This is a genomic window from Mesorhizobium oxytropidicola (assembly GCF_056174625.1).
The window spans coordinates 3,809,437-3,825,019 of record NZ_CM149692.1; the positions used below are offsets into that span (position 1 = coordinate 3,809,437).

A 15,583-nucleotide genomic window follows, 5' to 3' on the forward strand; every position below is an offset into this window, starting at 1 on the left:
GTCTTTTTAAGCGTGCGATTTTCGCTTACCCTTGCGGCATGTCTGCTTTCCCTTGTGCAAGACATCTCCTTTCCGGCTGTGCGGCGCTGGCGTTGCTGCTCTGGCTGGCGCCTCCGTCTCGCGCAGACGAGCCGGTCGATGTCGAGCTGGTGCTGGCCGTCGATGTTTCGCTGTCGATGTCGGCGGACGAGCTCGAGATCCAGCGTCACGGCTACGCGGCGGCGCTGACGCATGACAATGTGCTGCAGGCGATCGCCGATGGCGCCTATGGCAAGATCGCCGTCACCTATGTCGAATGGGCCGGCACCACATGGCAACGCGTCATCGTGCCATGGACGGTCATCGCCAACCGTGCCGATGCGGAGCGGGTGGTCGCGCAATTGTCCGCCCAGCCGCCGAACAGCGCACGACGCACCTCGATCTCCGGTGCGTTGGAGTTCGGCAGCGACCTTTTCGCCGAAAGCGGCTACCAGGGGACCAAGCGGGTCATCGACATTTCGGGCGACGGACCCAACAATCAGGGCGCGCCGGTCAATCTCACCCGCGATGGCGTGGTCAGGCAAGGCATCATCATCAACGGCCTGCCGCTGATGACCCGGGGCGGCTTTTCCGGCGCCTACGACGTCAACGATCTCGACCGCTACTACAGCGACTGCGTCATCGGAGGGCCTGGCGCCTTCATGATCCCGGTCAACGACTGGACGCAATTTCCCGAAGCCATACGCCGCAAGCTGGTGCTGGAACTTGCCGGTCCGGCGTCACCGCAATGGGCGGCGGAGGAGGCGGATCATCCGCCAGTGGTACTGGCGCAGGACAAGCCACCCGCCGACTGCCAGATCGGCGAGAAAATGTGGCGCAACCGCAGCTGGATGTTGGACAGTCGCTAGCTCGGGCTGCGGGCTGGAGCATTGGCAAACGGTCCGGACCGCGCTATCCAGCGGTGGGGACCGCGGTCGAAACCGAGGAAATAAGAGATGAAACGCCTTGCCATCCTGACAGCTGTCGCGTCCGTGCTTTTTGCCGACGGCGCCAGCGCCCAATACAACGACCAGCCTGCCTGCGTCATGTTCGAGCACGCGAATTTTCGCGGACGATCCATCGAAATGGCGCCCAATGATTCGGTAAGTTTTCGTGGCGGTCAGTTCTGGAACGATCGTGTGTCGTCGGTGTTCGTTAGCCGCGGCTGCACGCTCATAGCCTATGAGGATACGCGGATGGGCGGCAGTTCGATTGAGATCAGCCGCAGAGCCCGCTATCTCGGAGGCGACTGGAACGATCAGATCTCGTCCGCCGAGTGCGTCTGCGACGGCTATTGACGGGCACGGCTTCTGCCCGGCTGAGCGTCGGCGACGAGGCAATCGCGGCGACCGTGCCGCCGAACACGTTCCTGTTGATTGACAAGCCGATTGGCGTCTGTGAACAATTTCCCTCAAGACAAACAAAAGGGGAACTCACATGAACCGGATCGCCGTTTTTGCCGCGACTTTGACGCTTGCCGCCAGCCTGTCCGCGCCGGTGATGGCCGCCACATCGGTCACCATCGGCATCAGCGGCTGGACCGGCTTTGCACCGCTGACGCTTGCCAAGCAGGCAGGCCTCTTCGAGAAGCACGGCCTCGACGTGACCTTGAAGAAGGTGCCTCAGGCCAGCCGTCCGCTCGCTATCGCCAGCGGCGACCTGCAATGCGCCGCCACCACGGTCGAGACCTGGCTGGTGTGGAACGCCAGCGGGGTGACCACCAAGCAGATCTTCCAGCTCGACAAATCCTATGGCGCCGACGGCATTGTCGTGCGCAACGACATCAAGACCGTCGCCGATCTCAAGGGCAAGAACGTCGCCTCCTCGGCGCCCGGCACGTCGCCCTATTTCATGCTCGCCTGGGTGCTGAACAAGAACGGCATGTCGACCAAGGATGTGACGGTCGTCAATCTAGAGCCGGACGCGGCGGCGCAGGCCTTCCTTGCCGGCCAGAACGATGCCGCCGTCACCTATGAGCCGTTCATTTCGGCGGTGCGTGACAAGGCCGACCAGGGCCACATACTGGCGACCACGCTCGACTACTCGATGGTGCTCGACACGGTCGGCTGCACGCCCGAATTCCTCAAGGCCAATCCCGATGCGGCCAAGGCGCTTGCCGACAGCTATTTCGAGGCGCTCGACCTGATCAAGAAGGACCCGCAGAAATCCTATGAGATCATGGGCGCTGACGTGAAGCAGTCGGCCAAGGAATTCGAGGATTCGGCGAAGTACCTGAAATGGGCCAACAAGGCCGAGAACAAGCAGTTCTTCACCAAGGAATTCCTGGACTTTTCCAAGACCGCCGGCGACTTGCTGCTGCAGATGGGGCTGATCAAGGAAGCGCCCGATGTCGCCACGCTGGCCGATACCAGCGCGGTGTCCAACTGATCGTCCGGCCTTTGCGCATCCTGCGGCGGCGCCTGGCGCCGCCGTCTTCTCCTGGACAAGTGACGATCTGAAGATGGGGACGATTTGAAGATGCGCCCCTTGCATCCAGTCTCGCCGGCTTTGCGAACCGTGCTCGGCATTGCCTTCTTCGTTGTGTTCATTGCCTTCTGGGCCTGGATCACCCTTGGCGGCCACGTCAACCGCATCTTCCTCGCCGATCCGCTGTCGATGCTGCGGGACGGCTGGCGGCTGCTGGTCGAGGACCGTTTCTGGCTCGACATACTGATCACCATCTGGCGCGTCTTCGGCGGCTTCGTGCTGGCCTCGGTCGTCGCCGTGCCGATCGGCATCGCCATGGGCGCCTGGAAGCCGGTGGAGGCGTTCCTGGAACCCTTCGTCTCCTTCGCCCGCTATTTGCCGGCCTCGGCCTTCATTCCTCTGCTCATCCTGTGGGCCGGCATCGGCGAGCTGGAAAAGTTGCTGGTCATCTTCGTCGGCTCGGTTTTCCAGATCATCCTGATCGTCGCCGTCAAGGTCGGGTCAACACGGCGCGACCTGGTCGAGGCCGCCTATACGCTGGGCTCGACCAACAACGGCATCGTCAAACGGGTGATCATGCCGGCCAATGCGCCCGAAATCGCCGAGACGCTCCGGCTGGTGCTCGGCTGGGCCTGGACTTATGTCATCGTCGCCGAACTGATCGGCTCGTCCTCCGGCATCGGCTACATGATCATCAACAGCCAGTCGCGGCTGGCGACCGGACAGATCATTTTCGGCATCATCGTCATCGGGCTGATCGGGCTGTTGTCCGATTTCGCCTTCAAGGCCTTCAACCGCTGGCTCTTTCCGTGGAGCCTGGCGTGAGCAAGCTTCTCGTCGAGGGTGTCTCGCGCACCTTTGCCGGCGTGCGCGGCAGCCAGCCGGTCAAGGCGCTGATGCCGATCGATCTGGCGGTTGCCGCCAATGATTTCATCACCATCCTGGGGCCGTCCGGTTGCGGAAAGTCGACGCTGCTGAGGATCGTCGCCGGTCTTGAGGCGCCAAGCGAGGGCCGCGTGCTGCTCGACGGCAAGGCGGTGACCCGACCGGGGCCGGATCGCGGTATGGTCTTCCAGTCCTACACGCTGTTCCCGTGGCTGACGGTGGCGGAAAACATCGCCTTCGGCCTGCGCGAACGCGGCATGGCGCAAAAGAGCGGGACGGGATCGTCGCGTCCTATGTCGATCTGGTCGGGCTGAAGGGGTTCGAGAACCATTGGCCGAAGCAGCTGTCCGGCGGTATGCAGCAGCGCACCGCGATCGCCCGGGCGCTCGCCAACGATCCCGAGATCCTGTTGCTGGATGAGCCGTTCGGCGCGCTCGACAACCAGACACGCGGGCTGATGCAGGAGCTTTTGCTCGGCATCTGGGAGCGGCGCAAGAAGACCGTGCTGTTCGTCACCCACGACATCGAGGAGGCGATCTTCATGGCCTCGCGGGTCATCGTGATGACGGCGCGGCCCGGCCGCATCAAGTCGGATGTCGCCATCGACCTGCCGCATCCCCGCCACTACACGCTGAAGACCAGTCCGGAATTCTCGGCGCTGAAAGCGCGGTTGACCGAGGACATCCGCGTCGAGGCGATGCACACGGCTCAGGCGCAGTCCGCCGAGATCTGATCTGCGGATCAGGCCGCCAGCAACTGCTTGCGGTCGACGCGCTCCTGCTGCGGCGAGCGGGCATAGAGCTCGCGGTAGCATTTGGAGAAATGCGAGGCCGAGACGAAGCCGCAAGCGACAGCCACTTCGACCACAGGCATCGACGACTGGATCAGCAGATGCCGGGCGCGGTCGAGGCGGATTTCCAGATAATAGCGGGCTGGCGACCGGCCCATCTCGGTGCGGAACAGCCGCTCGATCTGGCGGCGCGACAGGTCGACATGGTCGGCGATCTCGATCAGCGAGAGCGGTTCGGAGAGATTGCCTTCCATCAGCTCGATGATGGTCAGCACTTTCGAGTTCTGCACGCCAAGGCGCGCGCGCAACGGCAGGCGCTGGCGGTCGGTCGGGCTGCGCACGCGATCGGTCAGCACCTGCTCGCAGACCCGGTTGACGAGGCTCTCGTCGAAATCGTCGCCGATCAGCTTCAGCATCATGTCGAGCGCGGCGGTGCCGCCAGCGCAGGTGTAGATGTTCTGGTCGATCTCGAAGAGGTCGGCAAAGACATTGGCCTTCGGGAACGCCTCGGAAAAGCCCGGCAGGTTCTCCCAATGGATGGCGCAGCGCTTGTTGGACAAGAGGCCGGCCGCGGCGAGGATATGCGCGCCGGTGCACAGGCCGCCGACAGCGACGCCACGATTATATTCCTCACGCAGCCAGGCGAAGGCCGACTTGTTCTGATAGCGCTCGACATTGATGCCGCTGCAGACGATGGCCATGTTTGGCCTGTCGGGCCCGGCCATCTTCTTGCGCTCTTCCTCCAGCGAGGTGTTGACCGCGCATTCGACGCCGTTCGAGGCGCGCACCGGCTTGCCGTCGATGCTGGCCAGGCGCCAGCGATAGGCCTCGTAGCCGAGCATGCGATTGGCGGAGCGCAGCGGGTCGAGTGCGGTCGCAAAAGCGATCATGGTGAAATCAGGAATAAGGAAGAACACAAACGATCGCTTGATCGGATGCTTGACGGCGTTCACGGGAACCTCATCTGGCCATGACGCGAACAGGATGTCGCGAATAGCATAGCGACATCAGGAAAAACCTTGGCTGTCAATTGGCTACGCTGCCTCAGTGAGACAAAATTTGCGACATGGGTCGCAAATGGGCAATTGCTGTGCGGCCATGCTCTTGGAACATGCAGTCATGTTCCGGGGGAGCAGCATCAATTGTTCAAGCGACAGGCAAAATGTGCAAAGGCAAAACAAAAACGCCGCCGTGGCTGGAGCCAGGCGGCGTTACAGTCTTGAAGCAGCGGCAGGGAGGCGCTGCCCTGGAAATTGTCAGGCGACGAAGCCGAGGCGCGCCGCGGCCATCGCGCCGGTCTGGCCGGGCATGGTGTTGGCAAGGCGCTGACGCTCGAGAGCGGTGGTCAGGTTCATTTCGCGGCGGGCGAAGAGGCGGGCAAAAAGCTTCATAATCATCTCCTATCGGTTGCTCAGACGGGTCGCCTTCGCTTGATGGAGTGGGGCAGCTCGTTTGCTGGTGGTCATATAGGCTTGTGCTGCGTGAAACTAAATCGCAAAAGCGAAGCGCTTGATATGAAATGCGACACCGAATGCGACAAATTTGGGCAATCTGCTCGAAATTTGTGATTGTTTACAAGGCATTAATTCGAAATCAGAGCCGCTATGCGGCTTGCTCATATGCGCCATGCGTCGGCGACATGGCTCCCAAACTCATTTGAATGCAAACAAAATGCGGAAGGCCTGGGCAAAATAGAGAAGGCCTGCCGGGCTGGGTCCGCGCGGCAGGCCTTCAGCATTTGCTACACACGGTTTACTTCGCTCCAGCCCAGGATCCAACGCCGTTGCGAATGCCGGTCTTGGTGTCGGAAGCCTCGGGCCAGCCGATATCCTTCTGCAGTTCGATCGGCAGTGAGCGGATGGCGCGTTCGGTCTGGTAGCGGGCGCGGGCCGCGCTGAATTCAGTCGCGATGCGACCGAGGGACGACAGGATAGACATTTCATTCTCCTTTGGTGGCGGGCCGGAGACATTCCGACCTTTGAGGCTTGGGGCCTTACACGCGGCGTGTTTCAACCCCATTTCATGTCGATTGCAGGTCTGTGACATGGTCGTTTCGTGGCTGCTTGTGGCAGCAACCTGCCTCGATGGAGTTGACTATCCTCCCAATTCGGTGTTCAATCAAACGAAATGGAATGATGCTTTGTATCAGAAAAATTGAAGGTCAGTTCCCATGAACGCCCCACTCAATCATCCACTGCCGCTGCTTGATCTCGACGTTTTGCGCACTTTCGTGGCGATTGCCGAGACCGGCAGCTTTACCACCGCCGCCAATGCCGTCTTCCGCACGCCGTCCGCGGTCTCCATGCAGATCAAGAAGCTGGAGGACATTCTTGGCCGCTCGGTGTTCGCGCGCGACGCCCGCTCGGTGTCGCTGACCACGGATGGCGAGGTGCTGCTCGGCTATGCCCGCCGGCTGCTGTCGATCAACCGCGAGGTGGTGTCGAAGTTCATCATTCCCGAGATTGTCGGCGTGGTGCGGCTCGGTTCGCCGGATGATTATGGCGAGCGCGTGCTGCCGCATGTGCTGAAGCGTTTCGCGCAGTCGCATCCCTCGATCGCCGTGGACGTCACCATCGACCAGAGCAGCAATCTGCGCCGGCGCATGGACGACCGCGCGCTCGACATCACGCTCCTGACCAACTCCTACAAGACCAGCGCGCTCGGCGCCGAGGTGCTTTTGACCGAACCGATCGTCTGGGCCGGTGCCAAGGGCGGCTGTGCGCATCTGCGCGAACCGCTGCCGGTTTCATTGTGGGAAGAGGGATGCGCCTGGCGTGCCGGTGCGCTCGAAGCGCTGGGGCGCGAGGGCCGCAACTATCGCGTCGCCTATATGAGCGCGCACACGGCCGGCCAGCGTGCCGCAATCATGGCCGACCTCGCGGTCGCGCCGCTGCCGCGATCCTTCCTCGGCAACGACATGGTCGAACTCTGCCCGAAGGACGGCATGCCCGATATCGGCACCTACAATCTTGCCATGGTGGTGGCGCCGGACGCCAGCGCGCCGGTGAAGGCGGTGGCCGACCATATACGCGCGACCTTCGAAGTGTTCCGGGAAACCGGCAAGTTCTGATCCGTCAACAGGATCGGACCGAAAGCAGAAGCGCTACTGCGCCGCCTCGGCGGAGGGCGCTTCGAACCTTGTTTTCCTATCTGACCTGACCGGCGAGCGCTTCTCGCTGAGAAACGCCGCGATGTGCTGGCGTGCGCGTCGTGCTTCCGGCATGTCGATCAATGGCCAGGCATGGAACATGCCTTCCTCGTGGACGACATCAATCTCGACACCGGCGGCCCGCGCCTTTTTCGCGAAGATCAGGTTGTCGGGCGTCAAGAGATCGTGCGAGCCGGTCAAAAGCAGCGTTTTCGGCAGCACCGACAGGTCGCCATAGATCGGGCTGATGTGCCAGTCGCTGCGATCGATGCCGGCGCTGTACATCCGGATCGCTTCGAGGCCGCCGGGGATACCGAGCCAAGGGTCGTTGCGCTCGGCCTCGAACAGCTCGGGGTTGGAAAGCGACATGTCGAGGCCGGGTGAGATCAGGACGTGGCGCGAGGGCAGGGGCAAGCCTTCTTCCGCGGCCATCATGGTCAGCACCACGGCCATGTTGCCGCCGGCGGAATCACCCATGAAGATGATGTCTTGCGCCTCCGTCTCGTCGAGCATCTGGCGATAGACGTCGCCGACCATGCCGAACATGGCGTGGAAGTCGTGTTCCGGGGCGATAGGATAGATCGGCACGGTGATGCCGTAGCCCAGCCGGTCGGCCATGTCGGCGATCAGGTGCCAGTGATAGGGCGTGATCTCAAAGACATAGGCGCCGCCATGCAGATAGAGAATCCGCCTCTGCTCGCCGGCCCTCGGAGCGATCTCATAAACCGGAAAGCCGTCGACCGTGCGCGTCTGGATGTCGAGACGCTGCTGCAGCGAGACCGGGGGGTGATGGTCCTCGGTCTTGCGCGCGGCCGCGATCCAGCGCTGCAGGTTTTCCGGGCTGGAAAAGGCCTTTTTGCGGCTGTACCTCAGCACGAAGGATACGAAGTGGCTTTTCAAACTTGGCATGCGGACACGCGAACTTCGGCTGCAGCCGACTAAGAGAATTCCCCTCTTTTGCGAAGATCGTACCTTGGCCAAAAATGTCAAGTTTTACGCAGTGGTCCACACGGCGGCGTGATGCACGCCGGCGTCAGCGGCGCGGCAAAAGTGCCGCGCGCAGCCGGTTGCTGGTTGCCGCCGGGGATATCCGAGATCCCCGGCGCCTGCCGAGCAATTTGCATTTGTCGGCGAAGGTCATCAGCGCGCCGTACCCAGAAGCAGCGACGTGAGCGCGGCCTGCGGGTCGGTGGGCGGCGATGCCGGCCAGCCAATGTCCTTCTGGACATGCGCCGGCAGGCTGTTCAGCGCGCGGATCGCCTTGTTCCTGGCATGGGTCTGCCTGATGGTCACACCGAAGCGGCCGAGATTTCCAAACATCGACATTTTCATCTCCCTTGAAGAACAGCGGGAGCCGAGGATTATCTTCGGCCGCCGTTCGATGCGGGGTAAATGCGCCTGCCATGTATCGGGTGGATTTCGCGAAAACAGCGGTTTGGTTTCCGGATCGATTCGATCCGGAAACATTTGCATGCAAATGAGTTTGGGATTTCGAGGCGACCTGTGAAGGTTGCTTCTATTCCCGGCTGCGCCTTGCCGCGTGGCCTTCGCGTGAGCGCCGGCGTGGGGTGGCGTCGCCGGCGACACCGTCCTCGCTAACCGTCTTGCGCGGCGGCAATTTCACCGCCGCCGACAGTTTCGGGAACGGATCGACCTTGTTAGGCAGCGCCATGGCGTAGACGAAATGCTCCTGGAATTTCGGTTCCAGCGCGGTCTCGATCTTCTCGATCTGGCTCACCGTCTCCTCGATCTCGCGGCGATAGCCGCGGTTCAGGAGCGCCATGCGGGCACCAGCACCCGCGGCGTTGCCGACGGCGGAAACCTTGTCGAGGTCGCAATCGGGGATCAGGCCCAGCACCATGGCGTATTTCGGATCGATGAACGAGCCGAAGGCGCCGGCGAAGTGGATGCGGTCGACATGCTCGGTGTTCTGCTTTTCCATCAAAAGCTTGGTGCCGGCATAGAGTGCTGCCTTAGCGAGCTGGATGGCGCGCACGTCGGTCTGGGTGATGGTGATCTTCGGCTCGCCTTCCTTCAGCACGTAGGAGAAGGTGCGGCCGTTGGCGACGACCCGCGGCGAGCGCGCGGCAAGTGAGCCGTCGACGACGCCATCCTCCGAGATGATGCCGGCGAGATACATCTCGGCCACGATCTCGATGATGCCGGAGCCGCAGATGCCGGTGACGCCGGTCGCCTGCACGCTGTCGAGGAAGCCCGGTTCGTCGGACCACAGTTCCGAGCCGATGACGCGGTATTTTGGTTCCAGCGTGCCTGGATCGATGCGCACGCGCTCGATAGCGCCGGGCGCCGCACGCTGGCCGCCGGAGATTTCGGCGCCCTCGAAAGCTGGGCCGGTGGGCGAGGAGGCGGCGACAACACGCGTGCGATTGCCAAGCACGATCTCGGCATTGGTGCCGACGTCGACGATCAGCATCATCTCGTCCTGGCGATGCGGACCTTCCGACAGCGTCACGGCTGCCGCGTCGGCTCCGACATGGCCGGCGATGCAAGGCAGCATGTAGAGGCGGGCACCCTGGTTGAGCTTGAGGCCGATGTCGGAGGCCTTGATGCGCACCGCGCCCCAGACGGCGAGCGCGAAGGGCGCGCCGCCGAGTTCGGTCGGATCGATGCCGAGGAACAGATGGTGCATGATCGGATTGCCGACGAAGACGGAATCCAGAATGTCGTTGCGCTGGACATTGCCTTCCGCGCAGACCTTGTCGACGAGGCTGGAGATCGCCTCGCGCACGGCAACCGTCATGCCTTCGCGGCCATCCGGGTTCATCATCACATAGGAGACGCGGCTCATCAGATCCTCGCCGAAGCGGATCTGCGGGTTCGAGGTGCCGGACGAGGCGGCGACGCGGCCCGACAGCAGCGACACCAGATGCATGGCGATGGTGGTCGAGCCGATGTCGCAGGCCAGCCCATAGGCCTCGTTCTTGAGGCCCGGCCACAGCGCGATGACGCGCGCGATGTCGCTGTCGGCATCCTTGTGGATGGCGGCGGTGGCGGTCCAGTTGCCCTTGCGCAGGATGCCTTGCACCTGCGGCAGCAGGTAGAAGTCGAATTCGAGGTTCTTGAAGCCCCAATCCTTCATCAGCGCGATCTTCAGCCGGTCGAGATCGCCGAGCGGCTTGTGCATGTCGGGCTCTTCGATTTCGACATAGCACATGCGGATCGCCGTATCGCGGGCGATCACCCTTGTGTCGGCATCCTTGCGGATGGTCTGAGCATTGATGACGGTGTCCTGCGGCACGTCGATGACGAGGTCGCCCAGAATCTGCGCCGAGCAGGAGAGGCGGCGCCGTTCAGGCAGGCCGCGCACGCGTTCGTAGCGCTCTTCCTTGGGTCCCTTGGGCGAGATGTGGTCGTTGGAGGAGACGATCTTGTGCTTGGCGAAATTGCCTTCCTGCACCTCGATCTGGCAGCGCCCGCACGTGGCGCGGCCGCCGCACACGCTCTCGACATAGACGCCAAGCTGGCGCGCGGCATCGAGCACCGGCGTGCCGACTGGAAACCGCCCGCGCTTGCCCGACGGCATGAACAGCACGAGTGGATCGGTGATGTTGGCAGGTGAATTCACGATTGCGCGCTTATCCCCGGCCCATCCGGGCCTCACGGCCGCCACGGCGGCGACCGCCATTGCCGGCGCCCTCGCCAGGGGCGTTGACCGCCGTCGGCGCCGCGACCGCATGGCCGCCTTCGGCCGGCTTGTAGTCCTTGTAGGTTCGGATCCAGTTGGTGCAGTTCTCGTCGGTGCCGTTGAGCACATTGGCGCCGCGCACGGCTTCCATTTCCTGCGGCCGCACCGGGTTCATGATCGCCGAGGTCATGCCGGCGCCGATCACCATGGGGATGAAGGCGGCGTTGATGCCGTGGCGATGCGGCAGGCCGAACGAAATGTTGGACAGGCCGCAGGTGGTGTTGACCTTGAGCTCCTCGCGCAGCCGACGCAGCAGCGCGAACACCTGGCGGCCGGCGTCACCCAGCGCGCCGATCGGCATGACCAGCGGGTCGACGACGACGTCATGAGCGGGAATGCCGAAATCGGCACAGCGCTGGACGATCTTCTTGGCGACGGCGAAGCGCACGTCCGGATCCATCGAAATGCCGGTCTCGTCATTGGAGATGGCGACGACCGGCACGTTGTATTTCTTGATCAGCGGCAGGATGGCTTCGAGTTTTTCCTCCTCGCCGGTGACGGAGTTGACCAGCGGGCGGCCCTTGGCGACCTTGAGTGCTGCCTCGATCGCGGCGGTAACCGAGCTGTCGATCGACAGCGGCAGGTCGACGAGGCCCTGGACGATCTCCAGCGTCTGCACCAGCAGCGCCGGCTCGGTCGCATTGGGGTCGACGGCGGTGACGCCGGCATTGACGTCGAGCATGGTGGCGCCGCAGGCGGCCTGCTCCAACGCGTCCTTGATGACGGTCTCGAAATTGCCGGCGACCATCTCGGCGGCGAGCTTCTTGCGGCCGGTCGGGTTGATGCGCTCGCCGATGACGCAGAAGGGCTGGTCGAAGCCGATGATGATCTCTCGTGTCGCCGAGGCGACAATGGTCCGGGTCATGAAGTCTCTCCGCCTTGATATAAAGTGCTTCTTTATATCGTCTCTGGTTTCGTTCCAGGGTCTGGTGACCGGCCGCGCTTAGTGCGCGGTCTTTACCATGTCCACCTGCGTTTCGGTAATCTCGTCGTGCAGTATATGATCGAGCCGGTCGGCAACCATCTGGTCGTCGCGGCGGATTTCGCGCTTCCAGGGCTGGCGGCCCTTGAGCACGCCCGATTCATCGACGATCTCGGCGACATATTCCTCCTGCCGGTAGGCCATCACATGGATGCCCGAGATACCGGGGATTTCCTTCACCTCGTTGATGATGTCGATGCAGAGCTGCTTGCCTTCCTTCTTCTGGTCCTGGGCGCCCTCCAGCCGCTTGATGATGGCGTCCGGAATGTGGATACCCGGCACGTTGGAGCGGATCCACTTGGCGGTCTTGGCCGAAGCGAGGGGGCCGACGCCGCACAGGACGAACACTTTTTCGGTGTGGCCGAGATCGCGCGCCTTCTGCATGAAGGTCCTGAACATCGGCACGTCGAAACAATACTGCGTCTGCACGAACTGTGCGCCGGCGGCGATCTTCTTGCCGAGATGGATCGGGCGGAAATCGAAGGGCGGCGCGAACGGGTTGACAGCAGCACCCAGGAAGACCTGCGGCGGCGTCGTCAGCTTGCGGCCGGACAGGAACTTGCCGTTGTCGCGCATGATGCGGACGGTTTCGAGCAACGACATGGAATCGAGGTCGAACACCGGCTTGGCGCCGGGCTGGTCGCCGGCCTGCACGCCGTCGCCGGTCAGGCACAGCATGTTGGCGACGCCCATGGCCGCGCCGCCCAGCACGTCGCCCTGGATGGCGATGCGGTTCTTGTCGCGGCAAGCGATCTGCATGATCGGGGCATAGCCCATGCGGGTCAGCAGCGCGCAGATGCCAACCGACGACATGTGGCAGTTGGCGCCCGAGGCATCGACGGCGTTGATGGCGTCGACCCAGCCGTCGAAGATTTTCGCCCTGTTATAGACGTCCTCGGGGTCGGCGCTGTCGGGCGGATTGAGCTCGGTCGTCACCGCGAACTCGCCGCGCCGCAGCACACGTTCCAGCCGGCCGCGGGACGAGTGACCGGGCAGGGGATCGAGCGGCAGGTGAATGCCGGCGGGGTTCTCGTCGCGCTGACGGGCGGTCATGCGGCGGCTCCGGTCTTCGGCGCGGCCGCGGCTTCACGGGCGGCGGCCGCCTGCGCGGTGACCCGCAGCCAGGCCGAGGTTTCGCGCAGCGACTGGTCGACCGGCTTCTGCACGGCCAGGATCTTGTCGGAATTGACCATGTTCTGCGAACCTTCCCAGGCCTTGACCCAGACGCAGGGCATGTCGGGCTCAACCTCGCAATTGCCGTTGGCGCGCACGCCGCCGCAGGGACCGTTGCGCAGCTGCTCGGGCAGTTCATCGGGCATGACATGCCGGTCGAGGACAGGATGCACTGGCCGCACATGCGGCAATCGAACATGAAACCCTTGACGCGCTTTTCGACGAATTTGATCGGGGCCTCGACGCGACCGTAGCCGATGCCCTTCCACAGAGGGTGGAGGAGCAGAAACATGTCGGCGAAACGGGAATAGAACCATTCGAGCAGGCGCGAATGCCGGATCGACCACAATCTCACCGCGAAAGAGCGCTGCACGCGCCGCTGCGGCGACACGTCGGCCGGCTTGTAGTCGGACTTCGGCGCTGCCTTCTTGACCAGAGTGGCCTGGGTAACCGCCGGATTTGTCTCAGACATTGTCTTTGCCGCCTGCCTTGACCAGAGCGACCAGCCGCTCGCGGTCATATTTCGTGTCGAGGTCCAGAAAAGCCTTCTCGACCTCGGCTTCGAGATCGTCGCCGACGGGAACCGGATCGGCCTTGCGCCATTCGGCCAGATAGTCGTCGGTGCCGCCGGCGCCGGTGCGCATGGCGCACATGTCGATGGCCTCGGTGAAGCGCAGCGGCAGTTCGCGCTTGGCGTTCTGCCGGCCCTTCTTGACGATGACCTGGGCAGGAATGTCGCGCCAGTAGACGACGATAAGATCGGCCATGAATTCTCGCTCCTCGAACTGTCGAGCATTGCCGCATGCGCAGTGGGGCCGCTTGTTATGGGACGACGCGCGCGCATTCAAAAGCGACGCATTTCAATGTCGTAAAATGAAAGGTGCGTTTATTCGTCCGCGGCGCGCACAGGAGGCAGGGTCGGCGCACCGAAAAAGCCGTCTGGCATTGTGTGACTCAGGGCTGACAAAGCCTACCAGATTCCGGTTCTGAGGCCGGTCCAGACGTAGAACCAGATCGTCGGATGATACCATTGTTTCGAAGGCAGGCCGGGATCGATCGTCGTGAGTTTTCCAGCCAGCGCATCGCTGATGGCCTCGACGCATATGTCGCGCGAGAACGCCGCCTGGCGTAGCGCGTGACTTGAGATGGTGTCGCCTTTTTTCGGTCTGCCGCACGCCTGCTTCAGCACGCCGCCAGTGTCGACGCCGGCGTCGACGAGGTGGACAGTCGTGCCGAAATTCTGCGCATCACCTGATACCAGAGCCCAATAGCCGCCGTTCATGCCGCGATATTTCGGCGTGATGCCCGCATGATAGTTGAGCACCGGGCAGGGCATCTTGCTCAGCATCCCGGCCGAGATCAGCCGGCAACCGTTGAGCAGCACAACGCCTGGCTGGATTTTTTGGATCGCCTGCAGGCACTCAGGCCCATTGGCCGAGGCCACTCGGATGATTTCCTGGTCTGGTCGCGGCTCAACGTCCAGTTTCTCCTCCGCGATCAATCGCGCGCTATGGCTAGCCAGGAGCCGCTTGCCCAGCCTGCTCAGCACCATGGTGCCAAGCTGGCCGATGGCCGAGACCCAGCCCTGGCGGCGAGCCCGACCGCGCAGCAATTGCTTTTTGGATTCAGGGGTTTCGAGGACGACGCTGACAGGACCAACGCGATCGGCGATTGCGTTGATCATGGCCCAGACATGCTGGCCGCCGCCGGTCACGACGACGATCGGCGCGCTGGTTCCAACCGGTGAAGACATAACCTGCTTCCCTGCCTTGCACGCGGCCGCCTGCCGCGCATTGCTGGCCGGAATTTGTGCCGGAATGGGGTTAAATCTTGATGACCACGCTCAGCGCTTGAACTCGATGATGTCGAGCTTCGATTCGTAATAGGGCGCGGGAAGTTCGATGCGCCATTCCCTGGCGCCGGTGCGGAAGGCGTAGCCGACCTGGTCGGTCTGCGGACCGCTGCCATAGGGCTTTGCCCGATCGTCGTTGACGGAGCCGGAACCGAGATAGATCGAGCGCTTCTCGCCATCGTCGAAGAAGCGGCCCTGGGTGCGTTGCGAGCCGCTGATCTTTTCCAGCCGCCAGCCGGAGCCATCGTCAGTCACCTTGCACTTGAACCAGCCATAGATGACAAGCGGGCTCAACCCGCCCGCCTTGATTGTGCGGCACTTCCAGTTGCCGGTCAGGTCCTTGTCGGAGAACGATACCAGCGGCTTCGCCAGCAAGGCATCGAGCTGTTTGACGTCGGCCGGGTTGCCGGCCTTCGCCTCGGCGAGCGCCGCCTTGCGCGTCTCGCCATATTTGTCGAGGCGGGCCTTGTCGGCAGGCGTGATCAGCTTCTGCACCTGGCCGTCGGCAAGGGCGGGCAGGGTGCAGCAAAGCAGGCCGATGGCTGCAAGCAGTGGACGAAGGATCATCTGGAACTCCCTGGATAAAATGGCAGTGATAAAAA

At 62.9% G+C, this 15,583-nt stretch carries 16 protein-coding genes and 2 pseudogenes; 6 read left to right on the plus strand and 12 right to left on the minus strand.

The features are described from left to right. The first annotated feature begins 38 nt into the window (after positions 1-38). The 5 genes and pseudogenes from AC0V8S_RS18970 to AC0V8S_RS18990 all read left to right on the plus strand — a co-directional run bounded on the left by AC0V8S_RS18970 (position 39) and on the right by AC0V8S_RS18990 (position 4,063). Positions 39-887, plus strand: coding sequence for a DUF1194 domain-containing protein (locus tag AC0V8S_RS18970; RefSeq protein ID WP_475432781.1), 849 nt, complete (start codon positions 39-41; stop codon positions 885-887). An 87-nt stretch (positions 888-974) separates the two neighbouring features. Beyond that, complete coding sequence (locus AC0V8S_RS18975; RefSeq protein ID WP_095199787.1) at positions 975-1,316, plus strand: peptidase inhibitor family I36 protein; 342 nt, start codon at positions 975-977, stop codon at positions 1,314-1,316. A gap of 139 nt (positions 1,317-1,455) precedes the next feature. After that, positions 1,456-2,406, plus strand: a complete 951-nt coding sequence (locus AC0V8S_RS18980; RefSeq protein WP_475432782.1) for an ABC transporter substrate-binding protein — start codon at positions 1,456-1,458, stop codon at positions 2,404-2,406. Between the two features lie 90 nt (positions 2,407-2,496). Continuing rightward, the gene (locus tag AC0V8S_RS18985; protein ID WP_475432783.1) at positions 2,497-3,270 is read left to right on the plus strand and encodes an ABC transporter permease; all 774 of its coding nucleotides are present in this window, start codon (positions 2,497-2,499) and stop codon (positions 3,268-3,270) included. After that, a pseudogene (locus AC0V8S_RS18990) lies at positions 3,267-4,063 on the plus strand (ABC transporter ATP-binding protein). The gene AC0V8S_RS18985 and the pseudogene AC0V8S_RS18990 overlap by 4 nt, the downstream one beginning before the upstream one ends. A gap of 8 nt (positions 4,064-4,071) precedes the next feature. On the opposite strand, the gene AC0V8S_RS18995 reads toward AC0V8S_RS18990, so the two are convergent. From AC0V8S_RS18995 to AC0V8S_RS19005, 3 genes are all read right to left on the minus strand, one after another. Then, complete coding sequence (locus tag AC0V8S_RS18995) at positions 4,072-5,010, minus strand: GlxA family transcriptional regulator (RefSeq protein WP_348647147.1); 939 nt, start codon at positions 5,008-5,010, stop codon at positions 4,072-4,074. A gap of 366 nt (positions 5,011-5,376) precedes the next feature. Further along, the gene (locus AC0V8S_RS19000; RefSeq protein WP_013894968.1) at positions 5,377-5,511 is read right to left on the minus strand and encodes a hypothetical protein; all 135 of its coding nucleotides are present in this window, start codon (positions 5,509-5,511) and stop codon (positions 5,377-5,379) included. Between the two features lie 361 nt (positions 5,512-5,872). Beyond that, positions 5,873-6,058: a hypothetical protein gene (locus AC0V8S_RS19005; RefSeq protein WP_095199791.1), complete on the minus strand. Its 186-nt coding sequence runs from the start codon at positions 6,056-6,058 to the stop codon at positions 5,873-5,875. A gap of 232 nt (positions 6,059-6,290) precedes the next feature. Here AC0V8S_RS19005 and AC0V8S_RS19010 point away from each other — a divergent pair, with 232 nt between their 5' ends. After that, positions 6,291-7,190: a LysR substrate-binding domain-containing protein gene (locus AC0V8S_RS19010; RefSeq protein WP_199642438.1), complete on the plus strand. Its 900-nt coding sequence runs from the start codon at positions 6,291-6,293 to the stop codon at positions 7,188-7,190. 33 nt (positions 7,191-7,223) lie between these two features. Here the strand turns inward: AC0V8S_RS19010 and AC0V8S_RS19015 are convergent, their stop codons facing one another. From AC0V8S_RS19015 to AC0V8S_RS19055, 9 genes and pseudogenes are all read right to left on the minus strand, one after another. Next, complete coding sequence (locus AC0V8S_RS19015) at positions 7,224-8,177, minus strand: alpha/beta hydrolase fold domain-containing protein (protein WP_475432784.1); 954 nt, start codon at positions 8,175-8,177, stop codon at positions 7,224-7,226. A gap of 231 nt (positions 8,178-8,408) precedes the next feature. After that, positions 8,409-8,594, minus strand: a complete 186-nt coding sequence (locus AC0V8S_RS19020) for a hypothetical protein (protein WP_475432786.1) — start codon at positions 8,592-8,594, stop codon at positions 8,409-8,411. 190 nt (positions 8,595-8,784) lie between these two features. Next, a complete protein-coding gene (locus tag AC0V8S_RS19025; RefSeq protein ID WP_475432787.1) occupies positions 8,785-10,914 on the minus strand; it encodes an ASKHA domain-containing protein in 2,130 nt (709 codons plus the stop codon). After that, positions 10,865-11,839, minus strand: coding sequence for a methyltetrahydrofolate cobalamin methyltransferase (locus tag AC0V8S_RS19030; protein WP_095199794.1), 975 nt, complete (start codon positions 11,837-11,839; stop codon positions 10,865-10,867). Before AC0V8S_RS19030 ends, AC0V8S_RS19025 begins: the two co-directional genes overlap by 50 nt. Before the next feature lie 78 nt (positions 11,840-11,917). Further along, entirely contained in the window at positions 11,918-13,009 is a 1,092-nt protein-coding gene (locus tag AC0V8S_RS19035) for a methylenetetrahydrofolate reductase (protein ID WP_095199795.1), read from the minus strand. Continuing rightward, positions 13,006-13,601: pseudogene (locus AC0V8S_RS19040) on the minus strand (methylenetetrahydrofolate reductase C-terminal domain-containing protein). The gene AC0V8S_RS19035 and the pseudogene AC0V8S_RS19040 overlap by 4 nt, the downstream one beginning before the upstream one ends. Next, entirely contained in the window at positions 13,594-13,896 is a 303-nt protein-coding gene (locus tag AC0V8S_RS19045; RefSeq protein WP_475432788.1) for a virulence factor, read from the minus strand. The pseudogene AC0V8S_RS19040 and the gene AC0V8S_RS19045 overlap by 8 nt, the downstream one beginning before the upstream one ends. Before the next feature lie 203 nt (positions 13,897-14,099). Then, complete coding sequence (locus AC0V8S_RS19050; protein ID WP_475432789.1) at positions 14,100-14,882, minus strand: formyl transferase; 783 nt, start codon at positions 14,880-14,882, stop codon at positions 14,100-14,102. 90 nt (positions 14,883-14,972) lie between these two features. Continuing rightward, positions 14,973-15,548 (minus strand): DUF4893 domain-containing protein, encoded by a 576-nt coding sequence (locus AC0V8S_RS19055; RefSeq protein ID WP_475432790.1) that lies wholly within the window; start codon positions 15,546-15,548, stop codon positions 14,973-14,975. Positions 15,549-15,583: the final 35 nt, after the last annotated feature.